General features: G+C 74.3%; 18 protein-coding genes. 11 read left to right on the forward strand and 7 right to left on the reverse strand.

All coding sequences use genetic code 11. The features are described 5' to 3' along the window. Window positions 1–156: 156 nt before the first annotated feature. The 6 genes from FXF50_RS01270 (at window position 157) to FXF50_RS01295 (ending at window position 6,074) form a co-directional block, all read left to right on the forward strand. Complete coding sequence (locus tag FXF50_RS01270; RefSeq protein WP_148425335.1) at window positions 157–1,416, forward strand: hypothetical protein; 1,260 nt, start codon at window positions 157–159, stop codon at window positions 1,414–1,416. Between the two features lie 105 nt (window positions 1,417–1,521). Then, on the forward strand, window positions 1,522–2,670 hold the full coding sequence (gene hflX, locus FXF50_RS01275; protein WP_148425336.1) for a GTPase HflX: 1,149 nt from the start codon (window positions 1,522–1,524) through the stop codon (window positions 2,668–2,670). A 50-nt stretch (window positions 2,671–2,720) separates the two neighbouring features. After that, entirely contained in the window at window positions 2,721–3,290 is a 570-nt protein-coding gene (locus FXF50_RS01280; protein WP_148425337.1) for a PadR family transcriptional regulator, read from the forward strand. Then, window positions 3,287–5,008 carry an acyl-CoA dehydrogenase family protein gene (locus FXF50_RS01285; RefSeq protein ID WP_148425338.1) on the forward strand — a complete coding sequence of 574 codons (1,722 nt, stop codon included), beginning with the start codon at window positions 3,287–3,289 and terminating at the stop codon, window positions 5,006–5,008. The genes FXF50_RS01280 and FXF50_RS01285 overlap by 4 nt, the downstream gene beginning before the upstream one ends. Window positions 5,009–5,058: 50 nt before the next feature. Then, window positions 5,059–5,607: a GNAT family N-acetyltransferase gene (locus FXF50_RS01290; protein WP_148425339.1), complete on the forward strand. Its 549-nt coding sequence runs from the start codon at window positions 5,059–5,061 to the stop codon at window positions 5,605–5,607. 56 nt (window positions 5,608–5,663) lie between these two features. Further along, window positions 5,664–6,074: a type II toxin-antitoxin system Phd/YefM family antitoxin gene (locus FXF50_RS01295; RefSeq protein ID WP_148425340.1), complete on the forward strand. Its 411-nt coding sequence runs from the start codon at window positions 5,664–5,666 to the stop codon at window positions 6,072–6,074. A gap of 45 nt (window positions 6,075–6,119) precedes the next feature. On the opposite strand, the gene pgi is transcribed toward FXF50_RS01295, so the two are convergent. Further along, a complete protein-coding gene (gene pgi / locus FXF50_RS01300) occupies window positions 6,120–7,754 on the reverse strand; it encodes a glucose-6-phosphate isomerase (RefSeq protein WP_148425341.1) in 1,635 nt (544 codons plus the stop codon). A gap of 248 nt (window positions 7,755–8,002) precedes the next feature. Between pgi and FXF50_RS01305 the strand changes: the two genes are divergently transcribed. From FXF50_RS01305 to FXF50_RS01320, 4 genes are all read left to right on the forward strand, one after another. Next, the gene (locus FXF50_RS01305; protein ID WP_148425342.1) at window positions 8,003–9,946 is read left to right on the forward strand and encodes an ABC transporter ATP-binding protein; all 1,944 of its coding nucleotides are present in this window, start codon (window positions 8,003–8,005) and stop codon (window positions 9,944–9,946) included. Window positions 9,947–10,026: 80 nt separating this feature from the next. After that, window positions 10,027–11,076, forward strand: coding sequence for an aldo/keto reductase (locus FXF50_RS01310; RefSeq protein ID WP_148425343.1), 1,050 nt, complete (start codon window positions 10,027–10,029; stop codon window positions 11,074–11,076). A 121-nt stretch (window positions 11,077–11,197) separates the two neighbouring features. Further along, the gene (locus FXF50_RS01315) at window positions 11,198–12,265 is read left to right on the forward strand and encodes a hypothetical protein (protein WP_148425344.1); all 1,068 of its coding nucleotides are present in this window, start codon (window positions 11,198–11,200) and stop codon (window positions 12,263–12,265) included. A gap of 41 nt (window positions 12,266–12,306) precedes the next feature. After that, window positions 12,307–12,855: an RNA 2'-phosphotransferase gene (locus tag FXF50_RS01320; protein WP_148425345.1), complete on the forward strand. Its 549-nt coding sequence runs from the start codon at window positions 12,307–12,309 to the stop codon at window positions 12,853–12,855. A 53-nt stretch (window positions 12,856–12,908) separates the two neighbouring features. On the opposite strand, the gene FXF50_RS01325 is transcribed toward FXF50_RS01320, so the two are convergent. From FXF50_RS01325 to FXF50_RS01340, 4 genes are all read right to left on the reverse strand, one after another. Next, entirely contained in the window at window positions 12,909–14,180 is a 1,272-nt protein-coding gene (locus tag FXF50_RS01325; protein WP_255509827.1) for a sulfite oxidase, read from the reverse strand. Between the two features lie 96 nt (window positions 14,181–14,276). Further along, on the reverse strand, window positions 14,277–14,792 hold the full coding sequence (locus FXF50_RS01330; RefSeq protein ID WP_148425347.1) for an NUDIX domain-containing protein: 516 nt from the start codon (window positions 14,790–14,792) through the stop codon (window positions 14,277–14,279). Between the two features lie 107 nt (window positions 14,793–14,899). Further along, window positions 14,900–15,460 carry an NADAR family protein gene (locus FXF50_RS01335; protein WP_187399459.1) on the reverse strand — a complete coding sequence of 187 codons (561 nt, stop codon included), beginning with the start codon at window positions 15,458–15,460 and terminating at the stop codon, window positions 14,900–14,902. A 52-nt stretch (window positions 15,461–15,512) separates the two neighbouring features. Beyond that, window positions 15,513–15,842: a nucleoside triphosphate pyrophosphohydrolase family protein gene (locus FXF50_RS01340; protein ID WP_148425349.1), complete on the reverse strand. Its 330-nt coding sequence runs from the start codon at window positions 15,840–15,842 to the stop codon at window positions 15,513–15,515. A gap of 142 nt (window positions 15,843–15,984) precedes the next feature. On the opposite strand from FXF50_RS01340, the gene FXF50_RS01345 reads away from it, so the two are divergent. Then, window positions 15,985–16,332 carry a hypothetical protein gene (locus tag FXF50_RS01345; RefSeq protein WP_148425350.1) on the forward strand — a complete coding sequence of 116 codons (348 nt, stop codon included), beginning with the start codon at window positions 15,985–15,987 and terminating at the stop codon, window positions 16,330–16,332. A gap of 53 nt (window positions 16,333–16,385) precedes the next feature. On the opposite strand, the gene FXF50_RS01350 is transcribed toward FXF50_RS01345, so the two are convergent. Both FXF50_RS01350 and FXF50_RS01355 read right to left on the reverse strand, forming a co-directional pair. Next, on the reverse strand, window positions 16,386–17,027 hold the full coding sequence (locus tag FXF50_RS01350; protein WP_148425351.1) for an SRPBCC family protein: 642 nt from the start codon (window positions 17,025–17,027) through the stop codon (window positions 16,386–16,388). Continuing rightward, window positions 17,024–17,386, reverse strand: a complete 363-nt coding sequence (locus FXF50_RS01355) for a helix-turn-helix transcriptional regulator (RefSeq protein WP_148425352.1) — start codon at window positions 17,384–17,386, stop codon at window positions 17,024–17,026. Before FXF50_RS01355 ends, FXF50_RS01350 begins: the two co-directional genes overlap by 4 nt. Between the last annotated feature and the right edge of the window lie 40 nt (window positions 17,387–17,426).

Consider the following 17,426-nt stretch of genomic DNA (forward strand, 5'->3'; position numbering starts at 1 on the left):
CCTTACCCGTCCTGCCGCCCGACTCACCTGCGCCCGCCACGCGCGACGCCCGGGTCACCCGTTCGGGGCCCGGCGGGTGTGAACCGGGGCGGAACGGGGATGCGGGGCGGGTTTCCCGGTCCGGGGGTCGGTCGCGGGGCGACCGGTGGGAGCGGGATGGCGGACGAGCGGCGGGCCGGGACCGCGGACGTACCCGGCACCGACCTGCGGCCCAGCCGACGCGCCCGGCTCACGTCCCCGGGCCGGCGGCTGGCCGCCCGTGTGCCCGCGCCCTGGGGCTTCGTGCTCGCCGTCTTCGTCGGCTCCAAGGTCGTGCTCAGCCTGGTCGGTGTGCTGGTGCTGACCGCCTGGGACGGGGTGCCCGGCGCGCCGCCCGCCGACGAGGCGATGATGCGGGTCCAGCAGGACCGGATCTCCTCGCACCGCTGGGTCTCGCTCTGGTTCGCCTGGGACTCGTTCCTCTACGAGCACCTGGCCCGGCTGCCGCTGGACCGGCCGTGGAAGGACTTCGGCTTCCCGCTGCTCTACCCGTTCCTGGCCCGGCCCCTCGCGCCGCTGCTCGGCGGGCACACCGCCTGGGCGCTGCTGCTGGTCGCCAACGTGGCGCTGCTGTTCCAGCTGTGGTTCGCGTACCGGCTGGGGGCCCGGCTGCTCGGCGACGAGGACCCGGCCGACGGCCGGCGGGCCGTCCGCTACCTGCTGCTCCTGCCGACCGCGTTCCTGTTCCAGGCCGCGCTGACCGAGTCGCTCTTCGTCTGCCTCGCCCTGGCCGCGTTCTGGTACGCCGAGCAGCGCCGTTGGCTGGTGGTCGGGATCGTCGGCTACTTCCTGGCGATGAGCCGCTCGGTCGGCTTCGTGGTGGTGATCCCGCTGGCCCTCGTGTTGCTGCGGCAGCACGGCTGGCGCCTGAATCCCCGCAGCCTGCCGCGCTACGTGCGGGAGGGCTGGCCCCTGCTGCTGGTCCCGGCCGGCTGGCTGACCTTCATGGCGTTCTGTCGCTGGCAGAGCGGCGACTGGTTCGCCTACCAGCACGCCCAGGAGAAGGGCTGGGGGATCAAGGTGCAGAACCCGCTCGGGGTGGCCGGGTCGGCGCTCGTCGGCGACAACTCGGCCGACGCGCTGCGGGTCTGGATCGCCGTGGCGATGCTGGCCGTGGCGGCCGTGGGGCTGCGCCGGCGGGCCGACTGGCCGTACCTGGTCTACACGGTGATCGTGGTGCTGGTGCCGCTGTCGATGGGCCCGCCGGTGTACAAGAGCCTGCTGCGCTACCTGCTGGCCGCGTTCCCGGTGGCGCTGGTGCTGGCCCGCTGGGCCCGCCGGCCCGGCCTCGACGGCTGGCTCACCGCCGGGCTGGCGCTGCTCCAGGGCGCGCTGTTCGCGGTGTGGCTCACCTACTGGACCCACCTCATCATCTGACCGCCACGGCCGCGCTGCGCGAGCACCTGCCCGCGCCACCTGGCGATGGGCATGGTCCGCCACCGCCCGGGTAGATCGAGCCCCTCCGGAGAGATGGGGTGGGCGATGGCCGGGACGTGGCTGATGGGCGCGGGCGCCGCGACGGCGGGGCGGCGGCCGACCGCCGTCCTCGTGGCGGTGCATCCCGAGGACGGCGACGGGAGCGGCCCGGGGAGCGACACCTCGCTGGCCGAGCTGACCCGCCTGGCCGACACCGACGGGCTGACCGTCGCCGACGCCGTGGTGCAGAACCGCCCGAGGCCGGACCCGGCCACGTACGTGGGCTCCGGCAAGGTCGACGAGCTGGCCGCGGTGGCCGAGCGGACCCACGCCGACGTGGTGATCGCCGACGGCGAGCTGAGCCCCGGCCAGGTGCGCAACCTCGAGGAACGCACGGGCGTGCGGGTGGTCGACCGGACCGCGCTGATCCTGGACATCTTCGCCGAGCACGCCCGCACCAGCGAGGGCCGGGTGCAGGTGGAGCTGGCGCAGATCGCGTACCAGCTGCCCCGGCTGCGCGGTGACGGCCGCGCGCTGTCCCGCGTGGGTGGCGGCCGGATGGCCGGCGGCGCCGGCATGGGCGTCCGGGGCCCCGGTGAGATGAAGCTGGAGACCCAGCGTCGCCGGCTGCGGCAGCGGGCCACCCGCCTACGGGGCAACGTCCGCGAGCTGGCCCGGCGGCGGGAGCGCAACCGCGGCCGGCGGGCCCGCAACCGGGTGCCGTCGGTCGCCATCACCGGCTACACCAACGCCGGCAAGTCCGCCCTGCTCAACCGCCTCACCGGGGCGGACGCGCAGGTCCAGGACGTGCTCTTCGCCACCCTCGATCCGACGGTCCGGCGCATCTCCACCGGGGACCTCACCTACACCGTCACCGACACCGTCGGGTTCGTCCGGCACCTGCCCCACCAGCTGGTCGACGCGTTCCGCTCGACGCTGGAGGAGGTGAGCGGCAGCGACCTGGTGCTGCACGTGGTGGACGCCGCCGCGCCGGACGCGCTGGAGCAGATCACCACGGTGCACGGCGTGCTGCACGAGATCGGCGCGGGGGACGTGCCCGAGCTGCTGGCGCTCAACAAGATCGACGTGGCGCCCGCGGAGTGGGTGGCCGCGCTCTGCCGCGCCTGTCCCGAGGCCGTCCCGGTGTCGGCGCTGACCGGCGAGGGCGTCGACCGGCTCCGCGCCGAGCTGGCCGCCCGCCTGGGCCGCCGCTGACCCGAGCCGGGGGCTTGCTATGCAACTCGTTGCATAGGAGGATGGCCGGCATGTCGCTGGAGCACGCCATCCTTGTCTCGCTCCTGGAGCAGCCCGCCTCCGGCTACGAGCTGGCTCGGCGCTTCGACCGCTCGATCGGCCGCTTCTGGACCGCCACCCACCAGCAGATCTACCGCGTCCTCAAGCGGATGGAACACGACGACTGGCTCACCGCCGAGGAGATCGGCCAGGAGGGGCTGCCCGACAAGAAAATCTGGTCGGTCACCCCTGCCGGGCGCTCCGCCATGGTCACCTGGCTGCGCGCCCCCGTACAGCCCGAGGCGGTCCGGCACGAGCTGGCCGTCAAGATCCGCGGTGCCGCGTTCGACGACGCGGCCGGCCGCGCCGCACTGGTCGCCGAGGTCGAGCGCTACCGCGCCGACCACGAGGCCACCCTCGCCGGCTACCTGGCCGGCGAGCGCCGCGACTTCCCCGCCCCCGCCGCCCGGGACGCCCGCGCGGCGCTCCAGCACGTCGTGCTGCGCGGCGGCATCGCGTACGAGCGGATGGTGCTGGCCTGGCTCGACGACGTCCTCGACACCCTCGACTCCCTCGACTCCCTCGGAAAGGCTCAGCCGTGACCGACCCGCTGCTGTTCCACCCCCACCGCTACGACCCCGCCCACCTCGACGAGGCCTCCCGGCGGCTGCTGCGCGCCACCATCGACTGGTTCGAGTCCCGCGGCAAGCAGGCCCTGGTGGACAGCTACAACCACCACGAGTGGTACGCCGACTTCCTGGCCTTCGCCGCCAAGGAGGGGCTCTTCGCCACCTTCCTCACCCCGGCCGCCGACGGCGGCGGCGACCCGGACAAGCGCTGGGACACCGCCCGCAACGCCGCCCTCAGCGAGATCCTCGGCTTCTACGGCCTCGGCTACTGGTACACCTGGCAGGTCACCGTGCTCGGCCTCGGGCCGGTCTGGCAGAGCGGCAACGCCGCCGCCCGGGCCCGCGCCGCCGCGCTGCTCGACGAGGGCCACGTCATGGCGTTCGGCCTCTCCGAGCGGCCGCACGGCGCCGACATCTACTCCACCGACCTGCTGCTCACCCCCGACGCCGACGGCGGTTTCCGGGCCACCGGCGGCAAGTACTACATCGGCAACGGCAACGTCGCCGGCCTGGTGTCCGTCTTCGGCCGCCGCGCCGACGTCGAGGGCCCCGAGGGGTACGTCTTCTTCGCCGCCGACAGCCGGCACCCGGCGTACCGGCTGGTTCGCAACGTGGTCAGCGCACAGATGTACGTCAGCGAGTTCCGCCTGGAGGACTACCCGGTGCGCGCCGAGGACGTGCTGCACACCGGCCCGGCCGCCTTCGACGCCGCGCTCAACACCGTCAACGTCGGCAAGTTCAACCTCTGCACCGCCTCCATCGGCATCTGCGAGCACGCCATGTACGAGGCGGTCACCCACGCCCACCACCGGATCCTCTACGGCCGGCGGGTCACCGACTTCCCGCACGTGCGCCGCGAGCTGACCGACGCGTACGCCCGCCTGGTGGCCATGAAGCTGTTCAGCGACCGGGCGGTGGACTACTTCCGCTCGGCCGGCCCGGACGACCGGCGGTACCTGCTGTTCAACCCGATGACCAAGATGAAGGTCACCACCGAGGGCGAGAAGGTCATCGACCTGCTCTGGGACGTGATCGCCGCCAAGGGCTTCGAGGCCGACACCTACTTCGACAAGGCCGCCAAGGACATCCGCGGCCTGCCGAAGCTGGAGGGGACGGTGCACGTCAACCTGGCGCTGATCCTCAAGTTCATGCCCAACTACCTGTTCCGGCCGGCCGAGCACCCGCCCGTGCCGACCCGGCAGGACCCGGCCGACGACGAGTTCCTGTTCCGGCAGGGCCCGGCCCGCGGCCTCGGCGCCATCCGCTTCCACGACTGGCGCGCCGCCTACGACGCGCACGCCCACCTGCCCAACGTGGCCCGGTTCCGCGAGCAGGCCGACGGGCTGACCGCCCTGCTCGCCGCGCACGCCCCGGACGAGGCCCAGCAGCGGGACCTGGACTTCCTGCTCACCGTCGGCCAGCTCTTCGCCCTGGTCGTCTACGGCCAGCTGATCCTGGAGCAGGCCGAGCTGACCGGACTCGACGCCGACCTGCTGGACGAGATCTTCGACCTGCTGGTCCGGGACTTCTCCGGGTACGCCACCGAACTGCACGGCAAGGCGGCCACCACGGAGGCGCAGGCCGCCTGGGCGCTCGCCCACCTCCGGCGGCCGGTCGTCGACGCCGACCGCACCGCCCGCGTGTGGCAGCGGGTGGTCGCCCTCGCCGGCGCGTACGAGATGCACCCCTGACCAATGCAGCGGGGGCGCCCTCGGGCGTCCCCGCCCGGTAGGTTGCTCGGGTGTTCGCCCTCTCTCTGACCGACGACGCCGAGCTGCGGCAGCTGATGCCGTGGCACGCCGACGAGTTCCTCGCCAACCTCGACCGCTGCCGGGAGCACATCGCCCCATGGGTGGGCGCGTCCTTCGTGGCCACCGACGCCGAGTCCGCCCGCCGGGTGCTCCAGAACTACGCCGACCGGTGGGCCCGCGACGACGGCGGGATCTGGGGCATCTGGCAGCGTGGCACCCTGGTCGGCGGCGTGCTCTTCGTCTCGCTCAGCACCACCACCGGGGTGTGCGAGGCCGGCTGCTGGCTGGAGGCGGGCGCCGAGGGGCAGGGCCTGGTCACCCGGGCGGCCCGCGTGATCATCGACTGGGCGGTCCGGGACCGCGGCATCCACCGCGTCGAGTGGGTCACCAAGGCCGGCAACGAGCGCAGCATCGCGGTGGCCCGGCGGCTGGGCATGAGCCGCGACGGGGTGCTGCGCGGGGCCGCCCCCGCGCCGGAGGGCCGGGCCGACATGGAGGTCTGGTCGGTGCTCGCGCCGGAGTGGACGGCCGCCGGCTGACCCTCGGGCCGGTCACCCGGCGCGGTTCTGTCGTACCCGGACGTCAACATGTGTCCATGGCTGTCCCCGCACTGGCCGACCGGTCCCCCCAGCCGCGCGCCCTGCCGCTGCGCGAGGTCCGCACCCGGCTCACCCAGCTCGTCTCCCTCGCCGAGCTGACCGACACCGTCACCGTCGTCACCCGCGACGGCGATCCGCGCCCGGTCGCCGCGATCGTGCCCGCCGCGGCGGCGCGCACCGCGGCGCAGGCCCGCGCCGACGCCGACCGGATCGCCGCGATCAGCGCCGGCTGGTCCCGGCGGCTGGAGGAGCTGCACCGGCAGAGCAGCCGGCGGCACGCCGCCGAGCTGCGCGGGCTCACCGACGCCCTCGCCGAGGTGTGGGCCGAGCTGGACCGCCGCGCACCGGCCGGCGATCCGGCGCTCGCCCGGCTCCGCGCCGCCCACGCCGACCTGCTGCGCGGCTGACCGCGCGGCCTCCGACCATCTCGGGTCGGAGGCCGCGGGCGTACGTCAGTCCCGGCCGCGCTGCCGGCGGTAGCGGCGGATCAGCGCGGCCGTGGAGGAGTCCAGGTCGCCGAGGTCCGGCTCGCTCCCGGTGAGCTTCGGCGCGAGCTGGTTGGCCATCACCTTGCCCAGCTCCACGCCCCACTGGTCGAAGGGGTTGATGTCCCAGACCGCGGCCTCGGTGAACACGATGTGCTCGTAGAGGGCGATGAGCTGGCCCAGCGTCGCCGGGGTCAGCTTCGGCGCGATGATCGACGTGGTCGGGTGGTTGCCCGGCATGACCCGGTGCGGCACCACCTCCGGCGCGGTGCCCTCCGCCTCGACCTGCTCCCGGGTGCGGCCGAAGGCCAGCGCCGCGGTCTGCGCGAAGAAGTTCGACATGAACAGGTCGTGCATGTCGCCCAGGTCGTGGTTGGGCTGGCTGAACGCGATGAAGTCGGCCGGGATCAGCCGGGTGCCCTGGTGGATGAGCTGGTAGAAGGCGTGCTGCCCATTGGTGCCCGGCTCGCCCCAGAAGATCTCCCCGGTCGGGTACGTGACCGCCCGGCCGTCCCGCGTCACCGACTTGCCGTTGCTCTCCATGGTGAGCTGCTGGAGGTAGGCCGGGAACCGGTGCAGGTACTGCGAGTAGGGCAGCACCGCGTGGGTCTCCGCGCCGAGGAAGTCGGTGTACCAGACGTTGAGCAGGCCGAGCAGCGCCGGCACGTTCCGCGCCACCGGTGTGCTCCGGAAGTGCTCGTCCACGGCGTGGTAGCCATCCAGCAGCTCCCGGAACCGCGCCGGCCCGACCGCCAGCATCACCGACAGCCCGACCGCCGAGGGCAGCGAGTAGCGCCCGCCCACCCAGTCCCAGAAGCCGAACATGTTCTCCGGGTCGATGCCGAAGTCGCGGACCCGCTGCTCGTTGGTGCTGACCGCCACGAAGTGCCGGGCCACGGCGCTGTCGTCGGCGTCCAGGCCGGCCAGCAGCCAGCGCCGCGCCTGGTCGGCGTTGGCCAGCGTCTCCTGCGTGGAGAAGGTCTTCGAGACCACCACGAACAGCGTGCTGGCCGGGTCCAGGTCGGTGGTCTTGTCGTGGATGTCGGTCGGGTCGATGTTGGACACGAACCGGCAGGTGATGCCGGCGTCCCGGTACGCCTTCAGCGCCTCGTACGCCATCACCGGCCCGAGGTCGGAGCCGCCGATGCCGATGTTGACCACCGTGCTGATCCGTTCGCCGGTGTGACCCCGCCAGGCGCCGGAGCGGACCCGCTCGGCGAAGGCCGACATCCGGTCCAGCACGGCGTGCACGTCGGCGGCCACGTCCTGGCCGTCCGCGGTGAGCGACGCGTCGCGGGGCACCCGCAGGGCGGTGTGCAGCACGGCCCGGTCCTCGGTGGAGTTGATGTGCTCCCCGGCGAACATGGCGGCGATCCGGTCGGTCAGCCCGACCCGCTCGGCGAGCGCGGTCAGCAGGCCCAGCGTCTCGTCGGTGACGAGGTTCTTGCTGTAGTCCACGTGCAGGTCGGCGACCTCGCCGGTGAGCCGGTCGCCCCGCTGCCCGTCCGCGGCGAACAGCTCCCGCAGGTGCGTGCCGCGCATCGCCTCGGCGTGCTTGCGCAGGGCCTGCCATTCGTCCGTGGTGGTGATGTCCACAGCCATCGGGTCGATCTTCTCCTTCACGACGGGTCTGCCGGCGGGCCGGCGTCGCCCCGCTGCCGGCGACCCCACCAGCCTGCCACCCGGGACGGGTACGCGCGACGCGACCCGAGATCGCCCACCCCTCGGGAGCCGCGAACCGCCGGTGCGACACGCGTTTGGGACGGATGTTCGACACGCCGGTCACGGGCAGACAGTGGCTGACTGCGGAAAGTAAGCTCCGGTGCTGCCTGCCCCGCCGAGGAGGTGCCATGACCACGGTGATCGGCCCGCGTCCGCCGTCCGAGCAGGACGAGCCGGCGGACGGACCGGCGCTGCCGGAGCTGGAAGACCCGCACTGGATGCACCGGGCCACGGAGTTGGCCCACACCGGCTTCTGGGCGGTGGCCCGCCGGCTGCCCGCCCTGGTCCGTGAGGCCGTCGCCCTGGCCTGGGCGACCAGCCGGCGGGACACCCTCACCTCGATCGGGCTCAACGTCGCCGCCGGCGTGCTCACCACGCTGGGCCTGCTCGCCACGACGGGGGTGCTCCAGCAGCTCTTCGCCGCCGGCCCCACGCCCGACCGGATCCGCGCGGCGGTTCCCGCCCTGACGGTGGCGGCAGCGGCGGTGACCGCCCGCGGCGCCCTGACCGTCGCCGCGGGTTGGGCGCAGGCGCGGCTCATCCCGCAGATCAACCACGCGGTGGAGCTGCGGCTGTTCGAGACCACCTCGGCGGTCGAGCTGGCCGCCTTCGACGACGCCGGGTTCGCCGAGGAGATGGTGCGGGCACGCGACCGGGGCCTGGCCGAGGCCGGGGCCATCGTGACCGACACCGTCAACCTGGTCACCGGCGTGGTGGGCGTCGCGGCCACCGCCGCCGCCGTGACGGTGATCCATCCGCTGCTGCTGCCCTGCCTGCTGGCCGCCGCCGCGCCGGAGGCGGTGACCGCGGTGCGGATGGCCCGCCGCCAGCACCTCGACTGGCTGGCCCGGGTCACCCGGCAGCGCCGCAAGTGGATGCTCGGCGACCTGATGGCCCACCGGCACACCGCCGCCGAGATCCGCGCGTACCAGATGCGGGAGTTCCTGCTCGCGGAGTTCCACCGCGTGATGAGCCTGGAGACCCGCGCCGAGCTGCGCCTGGCCCGGGCGCAGACGATGACCCGCGCGGTCGGCCTGTCGGTCACCGGGGTCGCCGCCTTCGGGCTCTACGCGGTCCTCGGCGGCCTGTTGCTCAGCGGTGTGGTCGCCCTCGCCGCGGCGGCCACCGCCCTGCTGGCGTTGCAGTCGGCTCGGGCCGGCGTGCGCACCGCCGTGTTCGCCACCAACTCGCTCTACGAGGACGCGCTCTACTACCAGGACTACCGGGACTTCCTGGACCGGGCCCGGCGCCGGGTGCCGACCGGCGGCACCCGGCCCGTCGACGGCTTCGATCGGATCGACCTCGACCGGGTGAGCCTCCGCTACCCGGACACCGAGGCGGCCGCCGTCGACGAGGTCAGCCTGACCGTCCGGCGGGGCGAGGTGATCGCGCTGGTGGGGGAGAACGGCTCCGGCAAGACCACCCTGGCCAAGCTCATCGCGGGCCTCTACCGGCCCACCGCCGGGCTGATCCGCTGGGACGGGGTGGACACCGCCGAGCTGGATCCCCGGCAGACCGCCGCCCAGGTGGCGGTCATGAGCCAGGACTGGTGGCGGTTCCCGTTCACCGCCCGGCAGAACATCCGGATCGGCCGGCACGACCGGCCCGCCGACCGGCCGGGGCCGGACATCGAGGACGCCGCCCGGGACGCCGCCGCGCACGACATGATCACCGAGCTGCCGTTCGGGTACGACACGCTGCTCGACCGGCAGTTCAAGGACGGCCAGGACCTCTCCGGCGGGCAGTGGCAGCGGCTCGTGGCCGCCCGCGGTCTCTACCGGGACGCCCGGCTGCTGATCTGCGACGAGCCGTCGGCGGCGCTCGACGCGCGGGCCGAGCACGCCCTCTTCCAGCACCTGCGGCGCCACCCCGACCGGGCCGTCGTGCTGATCACCCACCGGCTGGCCAACGTCCGGCACGCCGACCGGATCTTCGTGATGGACCACGGTCGGCTCATCCAGCAGGGCGACCACGACGAGCTGATGGCCCAGGAGGGCCTCTACCGGGAGCTGTTCGAGTTGCAGGCGGCCGGCTACCTGGCGCAGGCCGGGGAGGCAGCGGCGGAGAGTTGACCTCGAGCACGCTCGAACTCCTACGGTGACCGCACCGGCCGCCGCCCGGTCAGCGCGGCGTCATCCCAGGGAGCCCTCACATGCGTTACCGCGTCCTCGGCGGCACCGGCATCCAGGTCAGCGTCCACTGTCTCGGCACCATGATGTTCGGGTCGGTCGGCAACCCCGACCACGACGACTGCGCCCGGATCGTCCACACCGCCCTCGACCGGGGGATCAACTTCGTGGACACCGCCGACATGTACTCGGCCGGCGAGTCGGAGGTGATCGTCGGCAAGGCGCTGCGGGGCCGGCGCGACGACGTGGTGCTGGCCACCAAGGTGCACTTCCCCATGGGGGAGGGGACCAACCGGGGCGGTAACTCGCGACGCTGGATCGTCCGCGCCGTCGAGGACAGCCTGCGCCGCCTGGGCACCGACTGGATCGACCTCTACCAGGTGCACCGGCCCGACCACACCACCGACGTCGAGGAGACCCTCGGGGTGCTCACCGACCTGGTCCGGGCCGGCAAGATCCGGGCGTTCGGCTGCTCGACCTTCCCCGCCGAGGAGATCGTCGAGGCGCAGCACCTCGCGGAGCGGCGGGCGCTCGGCCGGTTCCGCACCGAGCAGCCGCCGTACTCGATCCTGGCGCGCGGGATCGAGCGTGCGGTCCTGCCGGTCTGCCAGCGGTACGGCATGGGCGTGCTGGTGTGGGGGCCGCTCGCCTCCGGCTTCCTGTCCGGCGCGTACCGGCAGGGCGTGGCCGTCGACCTCACCGCCGGCCGGCCGGCGCGCAACCCGGACCGGTTCGACCCGGCGCTGCCCGGCAACGCCGCCAAGTACGCCGCCGTCGAGGAACTGGTCGCGCTCGCCGAGGAGGTCGGCTGCTCGCTGCCCGAGCTGGCCGTCGCGTTCACCGTGGCGCACCCGGGGGTCACCTCGGCGATCCTCGGGCCGCGCACCATGACCCAGTTGGAGGGGCTGCTCAAGGGCGCGGCGCTGACCCTCGACGACGCGGTGCTGGACCGGATCGACGAGATCGTCCCGCCCGGCACGAACCTCTACCAGCCGGACGGCGTCTGGTCCCCGCCCGCGCTCACCGACCCGTCCCTCCGGCGGCGGCCCCCGGCCCACCGCGCCGCCGCCTGACCCGGCCGGGACCGCCTGACCGCCCGGTGCGCCGCCTCCTGGTGCCGGCGGTCGCCGGCGATCGCCCATGGACCGGGCCGACCGTTGCCGCCGGACGCCGCCCTCGGGCAGGATGCGCGGAATGGCCCGCCCGTCAGTCCGCCGCGCCACCGCCGTCGCGGCCGTGCTCGCCCTGGTCGCCGCCGGCTGCTCCGACCCGGCCACCCCGCCGGCTACCGCGCCGACGCCGATCGGCCCGGCCAGCGCGGCACCGGCCCCGCCGGCCGTCCCGTCGCCCGTGCCGGCCGCCCGGGCCGGGCTCGGCGGCCGGCCCGGCCCGAGCGCCCGGCCGTGCACCGTCTTCCCGGCGGACAACGTCTGGCACGCCGACGTCGCCCGGCTGCCCGTGCACCCGCGGTCGGCGGCGATGATCGGCGCGATCGGCGGGGGCGCCACCGTCCACGCCGACTTCGGCTCCGGCCGGTGGGAGGGCGCGCCGATCGGCATCCCGGTCACCGTCGTCCCCGCCGGGCAGCGGCGGGTCCCGGTGACCTTCGGATACGCCGACGAGAGCGACCCGGGGCCGTACCCGGTGCCGCCGGACGCGGCGGTCGAGGGTGGACCGGACGGCGCCGGCGACCGGCACGTGATCGTCTGGGACCGGGCGGCCTGCCGGGCGTACGAGCTGTTCGACGCGCACCGGTCCGGCGCCGGCTGGCGGGCCGGCTCGGGAGCGGTCTTCGACCTGCGGTCCAATAGGCTGCGGCGGGCGGGCTGGACCTCTGCCGACGCGGCCGGACTGTCCATCCTGGCCGGGCTGGTCCGCTACGACGAGGTGGCCGCCGGCCGGATCGACCACGCGATCCGGGTGACCGTGCCGCGCACCCGCACCGGCTGGACCTGGCCGGCCACCCACTCCGCCTCGTCGGCCACCGACCCGGCGCTGCCGCAGCTCGGCCAGCGGCTGCGACTCAAGCGCTCGGTGGACCTGTCCCGGCTGCCCCGGCAGGCCCGGATCGTCGCCGAGGCGATGCAGCGGTACGGGTTGGTCGTCGCCGACCACGGCTCGGCCTGGTTCCTCTCCGGCGCCCCCGACCCGCGCTGGGACAACGACGCCCTGCACGCCCTCGCCGGCCTGCGCGGCAGCGACTTCGAGGTGGTGGACGCCGCGGGGCTGATGGTGAGCGCCGCTTCGGCCGCCACCGGCTGATATCCGTCGACCGCCCCCGACCGGTGGCTCACACTGTCCAGGTGGATCATCGTGACCTGGTCCGGGTGAGCAAGCGGATGTCGCTGGCCCTGCGCCACCGCCCCGACCGGTTCCACCTGACGCTCGACCGGGCCGGCTGGGTGCCGGTCGCCGACCTGCTCGCCGCGCTGCGGATCACCCGCGCCGACCTGGACGCCGTGGTGGCCGGCAACGACAAGCAGCGCTTCGCCGTCGAACGCGGACCCGACGGGGTCGACCGGATCCGGGCCAGCCAGGGCCACTCCGTCCCCGTGGACCTGGGCCTGGCCCCGGACGTGCCGCCCGACCGGCTCTTCCACGGCACCAGCGAGACGACGCTTCCCGCTATCCGGGCCGAGGGCCTCCACCGGGGCCGCCGCCACCACGTGCACCTGTCCCCGGACGTGGAGACCGCCCGCCGCGTGGGCGCCCGCCGGGCCGGCGCGGTGGTGATCCTGACCGTCGACGCCGCTGCCATGGCCGCCAACGGCTACGCCTTCTACCGCAGCGCCAACGGCGTCTGGCTCACGGACACGGTCCCACCCGCCTACCTCACGCTCCCAGCGGGTTGATCACGACGTGGTGACCACCGGCACCGGAGTGCCGGGGCAACCGTCGGGTTAGGTCAGAGAGCCGTGATCGGGTGGTGGACCACCGCGTCGAACAGGTAGGCCAGGGTGTTGGCCCGGGTGCGGGTGGGTTGGGTGGCGCCCGTCGTGTCGGTGGCGCGGGCGCGGAGGGTGTAGCGGCCCGGTGCCGGGGGGCGCCAGCGGGCCGTCCAGCGCTGCCAGGGGCCGCCCCGGTCGGCGGCGACCAGGTCGGCGGGGCGCCAGCCGTCGCCGGTGTCCACCTCGACGCGGTCGATCGGACCGTTGCCCGACCAGGACCGACCGCGCAGCAGCAGGTCCGCGCCGGCCGGCACCCGGGCGTCCCAGGCCAGCTCGAACGCGCTCTTCACCGGCTGCGCGCCCAGCACCGTGCCCTCAGCGGGGTGCCCGGGGCCGAACATCCGGTAGAACCGGGTGTTCCACGGGGAGAACAGGGGAGTGGTGGAGACCTCGACGGGGCCCACCCACTTGATCGAGGAGATGCCGATCCAGCCGGGCACCACCACCCGGACCGGGAAGCCGTGGTCGGCGGGGAGCGGCTCGCCGTTCATCTCGTACGCCAGCAGCACGTCGTCGAGGGCCTTGGCGATCGGCAGCGGGCGGCGTACCGGGCCCAGGTTGACCCCGCCGGTCACGTAGTCCGGGTCCAGCCCCTCGGGCATCACGTCGACGGCGTCGTCCCGCAGCCCGGCGAGGCGCAGGACGGTGCCCAGCCGGACGCCCCGCCAGCGGGCCACGCCCACCCCGCCCAGCCCCCAGGCCACCCCCGGCGCCGGGTCGTCCTGCTGCTCGGCGAAGTAGCGCCGGCCGTTGCCGGCGCACTCGAGCAGCGCGGTGCTCTCCTCGGCCGGCAGCCGGCGCAGCTCGTCGAGGCTGAACTCCACCGGGGCGTCCCGGGTGGGGGCGCCCCGCAGCCCGGAGCCGAACAGGCGCAGCCGCCACGTGTCGGCGTCCAGGCGGGGCGTCACGGTGTGGTTGCGGACGAAGAACCGATCGTTCGGCACCACGTACCCCTGCCCGGCCAGCGCCGTCCAGCGCATCTCGGCGTTGGTGTCCAGCGGGCGCAACAGCTCCGCGGGCAGCGGCTTGGCGATCGGCGTACCCGGGTCGACGCCGACCGGCGCCGGGGCCACCGCGACCGGCTCGCGCTCGTCCGCCGCGGCGGTCAGCGCGGCCATGGCCGCTCCCAGCTCCAGCAGCCGGTCGCGGTCGACGCCCGCGCCGCGGGCCTGCCCGGCGAGCCACTGCCGGCTCCGGCGGGTGTCGTGGTCGGCTTCGGCGTGGGACACGGGTGACCTCCGGAGGCTCGGCGACGCTGCCTTTCCTATTCAACCAATAGGAGTTTTCGTGGCGTCGCCCGAGGTCCGGTCAGGTCACCGGGTCAGTCAGTCGGCGGACTGGCCGGCGAGGAAGTCGGCCAGCACCCGGGTGTGGGTGGAGAACGCCAGCTCGACCGGCTCGGTGAGGACCAGCCACTCGGTGGCCTCCTCGGTCGGCGCCGACGGGGGCAGGTCACCGACCGGCCGCTCGGGCAGCACCCCGAAGACCATCATGGTGCCGCCGGCCGGCGCCCCGTGCACCGCGAACAGCCGCGCCTCGTCGGCCTCGGCCAGCAGGCCGGTCTCCTCCCGCAGCTCGCGCACGAGCGCCTCGGACCACTCCTCGCCGTACTCGATGAAGCCGCCCGGGAGGGCGAGCTGGCCGCGGGCCGGCTCGATGTCCCGGCGGACCACCACCACGCCGAGGCCGTCCGGGGTGCGGACCGGCAGCACCGCCACCGCCACGGGCAGCGGGTTGCGCCACACCGTCTCCCCGCAGGCCAGGCAGACGCGCGGCCACCCGGCCTCCGCCGGGTAGGCCGTGCCGCAGAACGAGCAGTGCGTGTACGGTGCGGCGGTCACGCCGCTGCACGTTACCCGCCCGGGCGCCGCGGCGCCGCTTCACCCGCCCGTGCGGGGTGTCTCCGGGTGCCGTAGCCGGTCCGCGATGCGGCGGACGTCCGCCAGAGTCATCCCGCTGCGCCGCGGAGGGCGGCGCGGGCCTCCATGAGGGCGAAGCCGAGCAGGTTCGTGCCCCGCCACCGTGCCGGGTCGGCGGCGCGCGGGTCGTCGGCGGCCAGCCCGATGCCCCAGACCCGGTCCAGCGGGCTCGCCTCGACCAGCACGCGCTCGCCCGTGCCGAGCAGGAACCGGCCCAGCTCCTCGTGCTGGCCGAACTTGGCCACGCTGCCGGCCACCACGATGTCGTAGCGGCGGGCCGCCCAGGTCGCCTCGTCGAAGCCGCGGACCTGCCGGCCGAGCGTCTTGGCCCGGTGCGGGTGCGTGGCGTCGAGGACCCGTTCGGCGACCTGGTCGTCGCCGAAGAGGGTGGCCTTGTGCCACATCATCCAGTGCTCGGCGGTGGCGTACGTCCGGTCGTCCACCGTGAAAGGCGCGGGCCACCACTGGCTCAGGCAGCCGGCGCCGACGCTGCCGTCCCGCTGCGGGCGGTGCCCCCAGAAGTGCAGGTATCTCACCCGCGCTCCCGAGTGGACGGCGGCGGTCAGCTCGGCAACGGATCGGATCGCCATGATCGACAGTCTGCCGGAGGGCACCGACAGCGCGCTGCCGCATCACCCCGGCTCAGCGGTTGTCGCCGCTGCCACCCAGCACGCCACGACCCTGGCGGCTGGCCAGCTTGGCCAGGTTGGCCGTCGCGATGTCGTCCAGCGACAGGTCGAGGTAGTCGGCGAGGACCGCCACGTACCAGAGCACGTCACCGAGTTCCTTGGCGATGTCGGCCCGGTCGATCCGCGTCTCGTCGCTGTCGAGGTCTCGGACCCACTTCTTGAACTTCTCGGCGATCTCACCCGATTCGCCGACCAGCCCGAGCACCAGGTGGAGCAGCTCGTTCCTCTTGTCACGCGGAGCGGCGGTACGGAGGGCGCCACGCTGGTAATCATCCAGGTCCATGGCGGGCCAGTATGGTCGAACCCCTTCCACCCGCCCAGCAGGGCCCTCCGCGCCATGCTCGGCCGCCACACCTCCGAATCCCCTCGCGGCGCCCGGGCCGCCGCCGGTAGCCTGCCCCGACCCGAGGTGGAAGGAGGAGGCGGTGGAGACCATCACGCTGTGGCGGCCGACCGGGCCGGAGGAGCTGGCCCTGGTGGAGGCGTCCGGCTGGCGCGCGTGGCCGCCCCGCCTCCCGGACCAGCCGATCTTCTACCCGGTGCTCACCGAGGAGTACGCCGTCCTGATCGCCCGGGACTGGAACGTCCCGGCGTCCGGCGTCGGCTACGTGACCCGGTTCGCGGTGCGGCGCGACTTCGCCGACCGCTACCCGGTCCAGCAGGTCGGCGGACGGGAGATCCGCGAACTCTGGATCCCCGCCGAGGACGTGCCGCTGCTCAACGCGAACCTCGTCGGCCGCATCGAGGTCGTGCACGAGTTCCACCCCGCGTGACCGCGCGATCGTGCCCGTGCCTGTCGGCGGCACGGGCACGATCGGCGGGGGAGTCAGGGGGTCGGGGCGCCGGTGTAGAAGGCGGTTGTCCGGTCGCCGGCGGCGCGGGCCTCGTCGGCCGGGGTGCCGGCGGCGATGCTCGCCTCGGTCCAGCGGGCGCTGGCCTCCGTCATGAAGCGGCGGCCCTCGTCCGAGCCCATCCACGCGACGGCCTGGTCCGGGGTGATCCCGGAGCCGTCGGCCGCGAGGTGGGAGGCCAGCCCGAGCAGCGCCCCGTCCCAGCCGACGCCGACGGCGCCCGGCCCGTACTCGGCCCACCGCGCGTCGTCGACGTGCGCGACGTGCTCCAGCTCGAACCGGGTACGTCCGGCGCCGGCCTCGGTGAGCCGCACCTCGATCCAGCTCACCTCCCCGCCGAACTCCCAGGTCGCGGCGAAGCTGTGCGGCGGGTCGCAGCGCTCGACGGTGCCCCCGGCGTTGCCTTCCAGCTGGTAGCGCCCGCCGAGCTTCAGCTCGCCGGAGATCGGCAGGAACCAGCGGGGGATCCGCTCGGCGCTGGTGCAGGCGTCCCAGACGTCCTCCACCGGCGCGTCGTACGTCTGGCTGATGGTCATGACCCGCGCCTCGCCGGCGGGGAGCGTACGGGTGCCCAGCCGGCGCTCGACGGCGCTGATCTGCCCGGTCACGTCGATCATGGTGCGTTCCTCTCCTCGGAGTTGCCCTCGCGCAGCCGCCGCTCGCGCCGGCCCCGGGCCAGTTCGGTGGCGAGCGCCGCCAGCGGCGGCGTCCAGAACCGGCGGAAGCCGGCGAGCCACTCGTCCAGCTCGCGCAGCGGGCCCGGGTCCACCGCGTAGAGGCGGCGGGCGCCCTGGGCGCGCACGGTCGCGAAGCCGTGTTCCCGCAGCACCTTCAGGTGCTGCGACACGGCGGGCTGGCTGATGCCGAACTCCCGCTGGACGGTCGCGCCGACCGTGCCGGCGGGCTGCTCACCCTCGGCGAGCAGCTCCAGGATCCGGCGGCGCACCGGGTCCCCGAGGACGTCGAAGGCGTGCACCCCCTCTTTCTATCAGATCCAGCTTATATAAGCGAGCGCT

Source organism: Micromonospora sp. AP08, from assembly GCF_008085935.1.
Lineage (GTDB): Bacteria > Actinomycetota > Actinomycetes > Mycobacteriales > Micromonosporaceae > Micromonospora > Micromonospora chersina.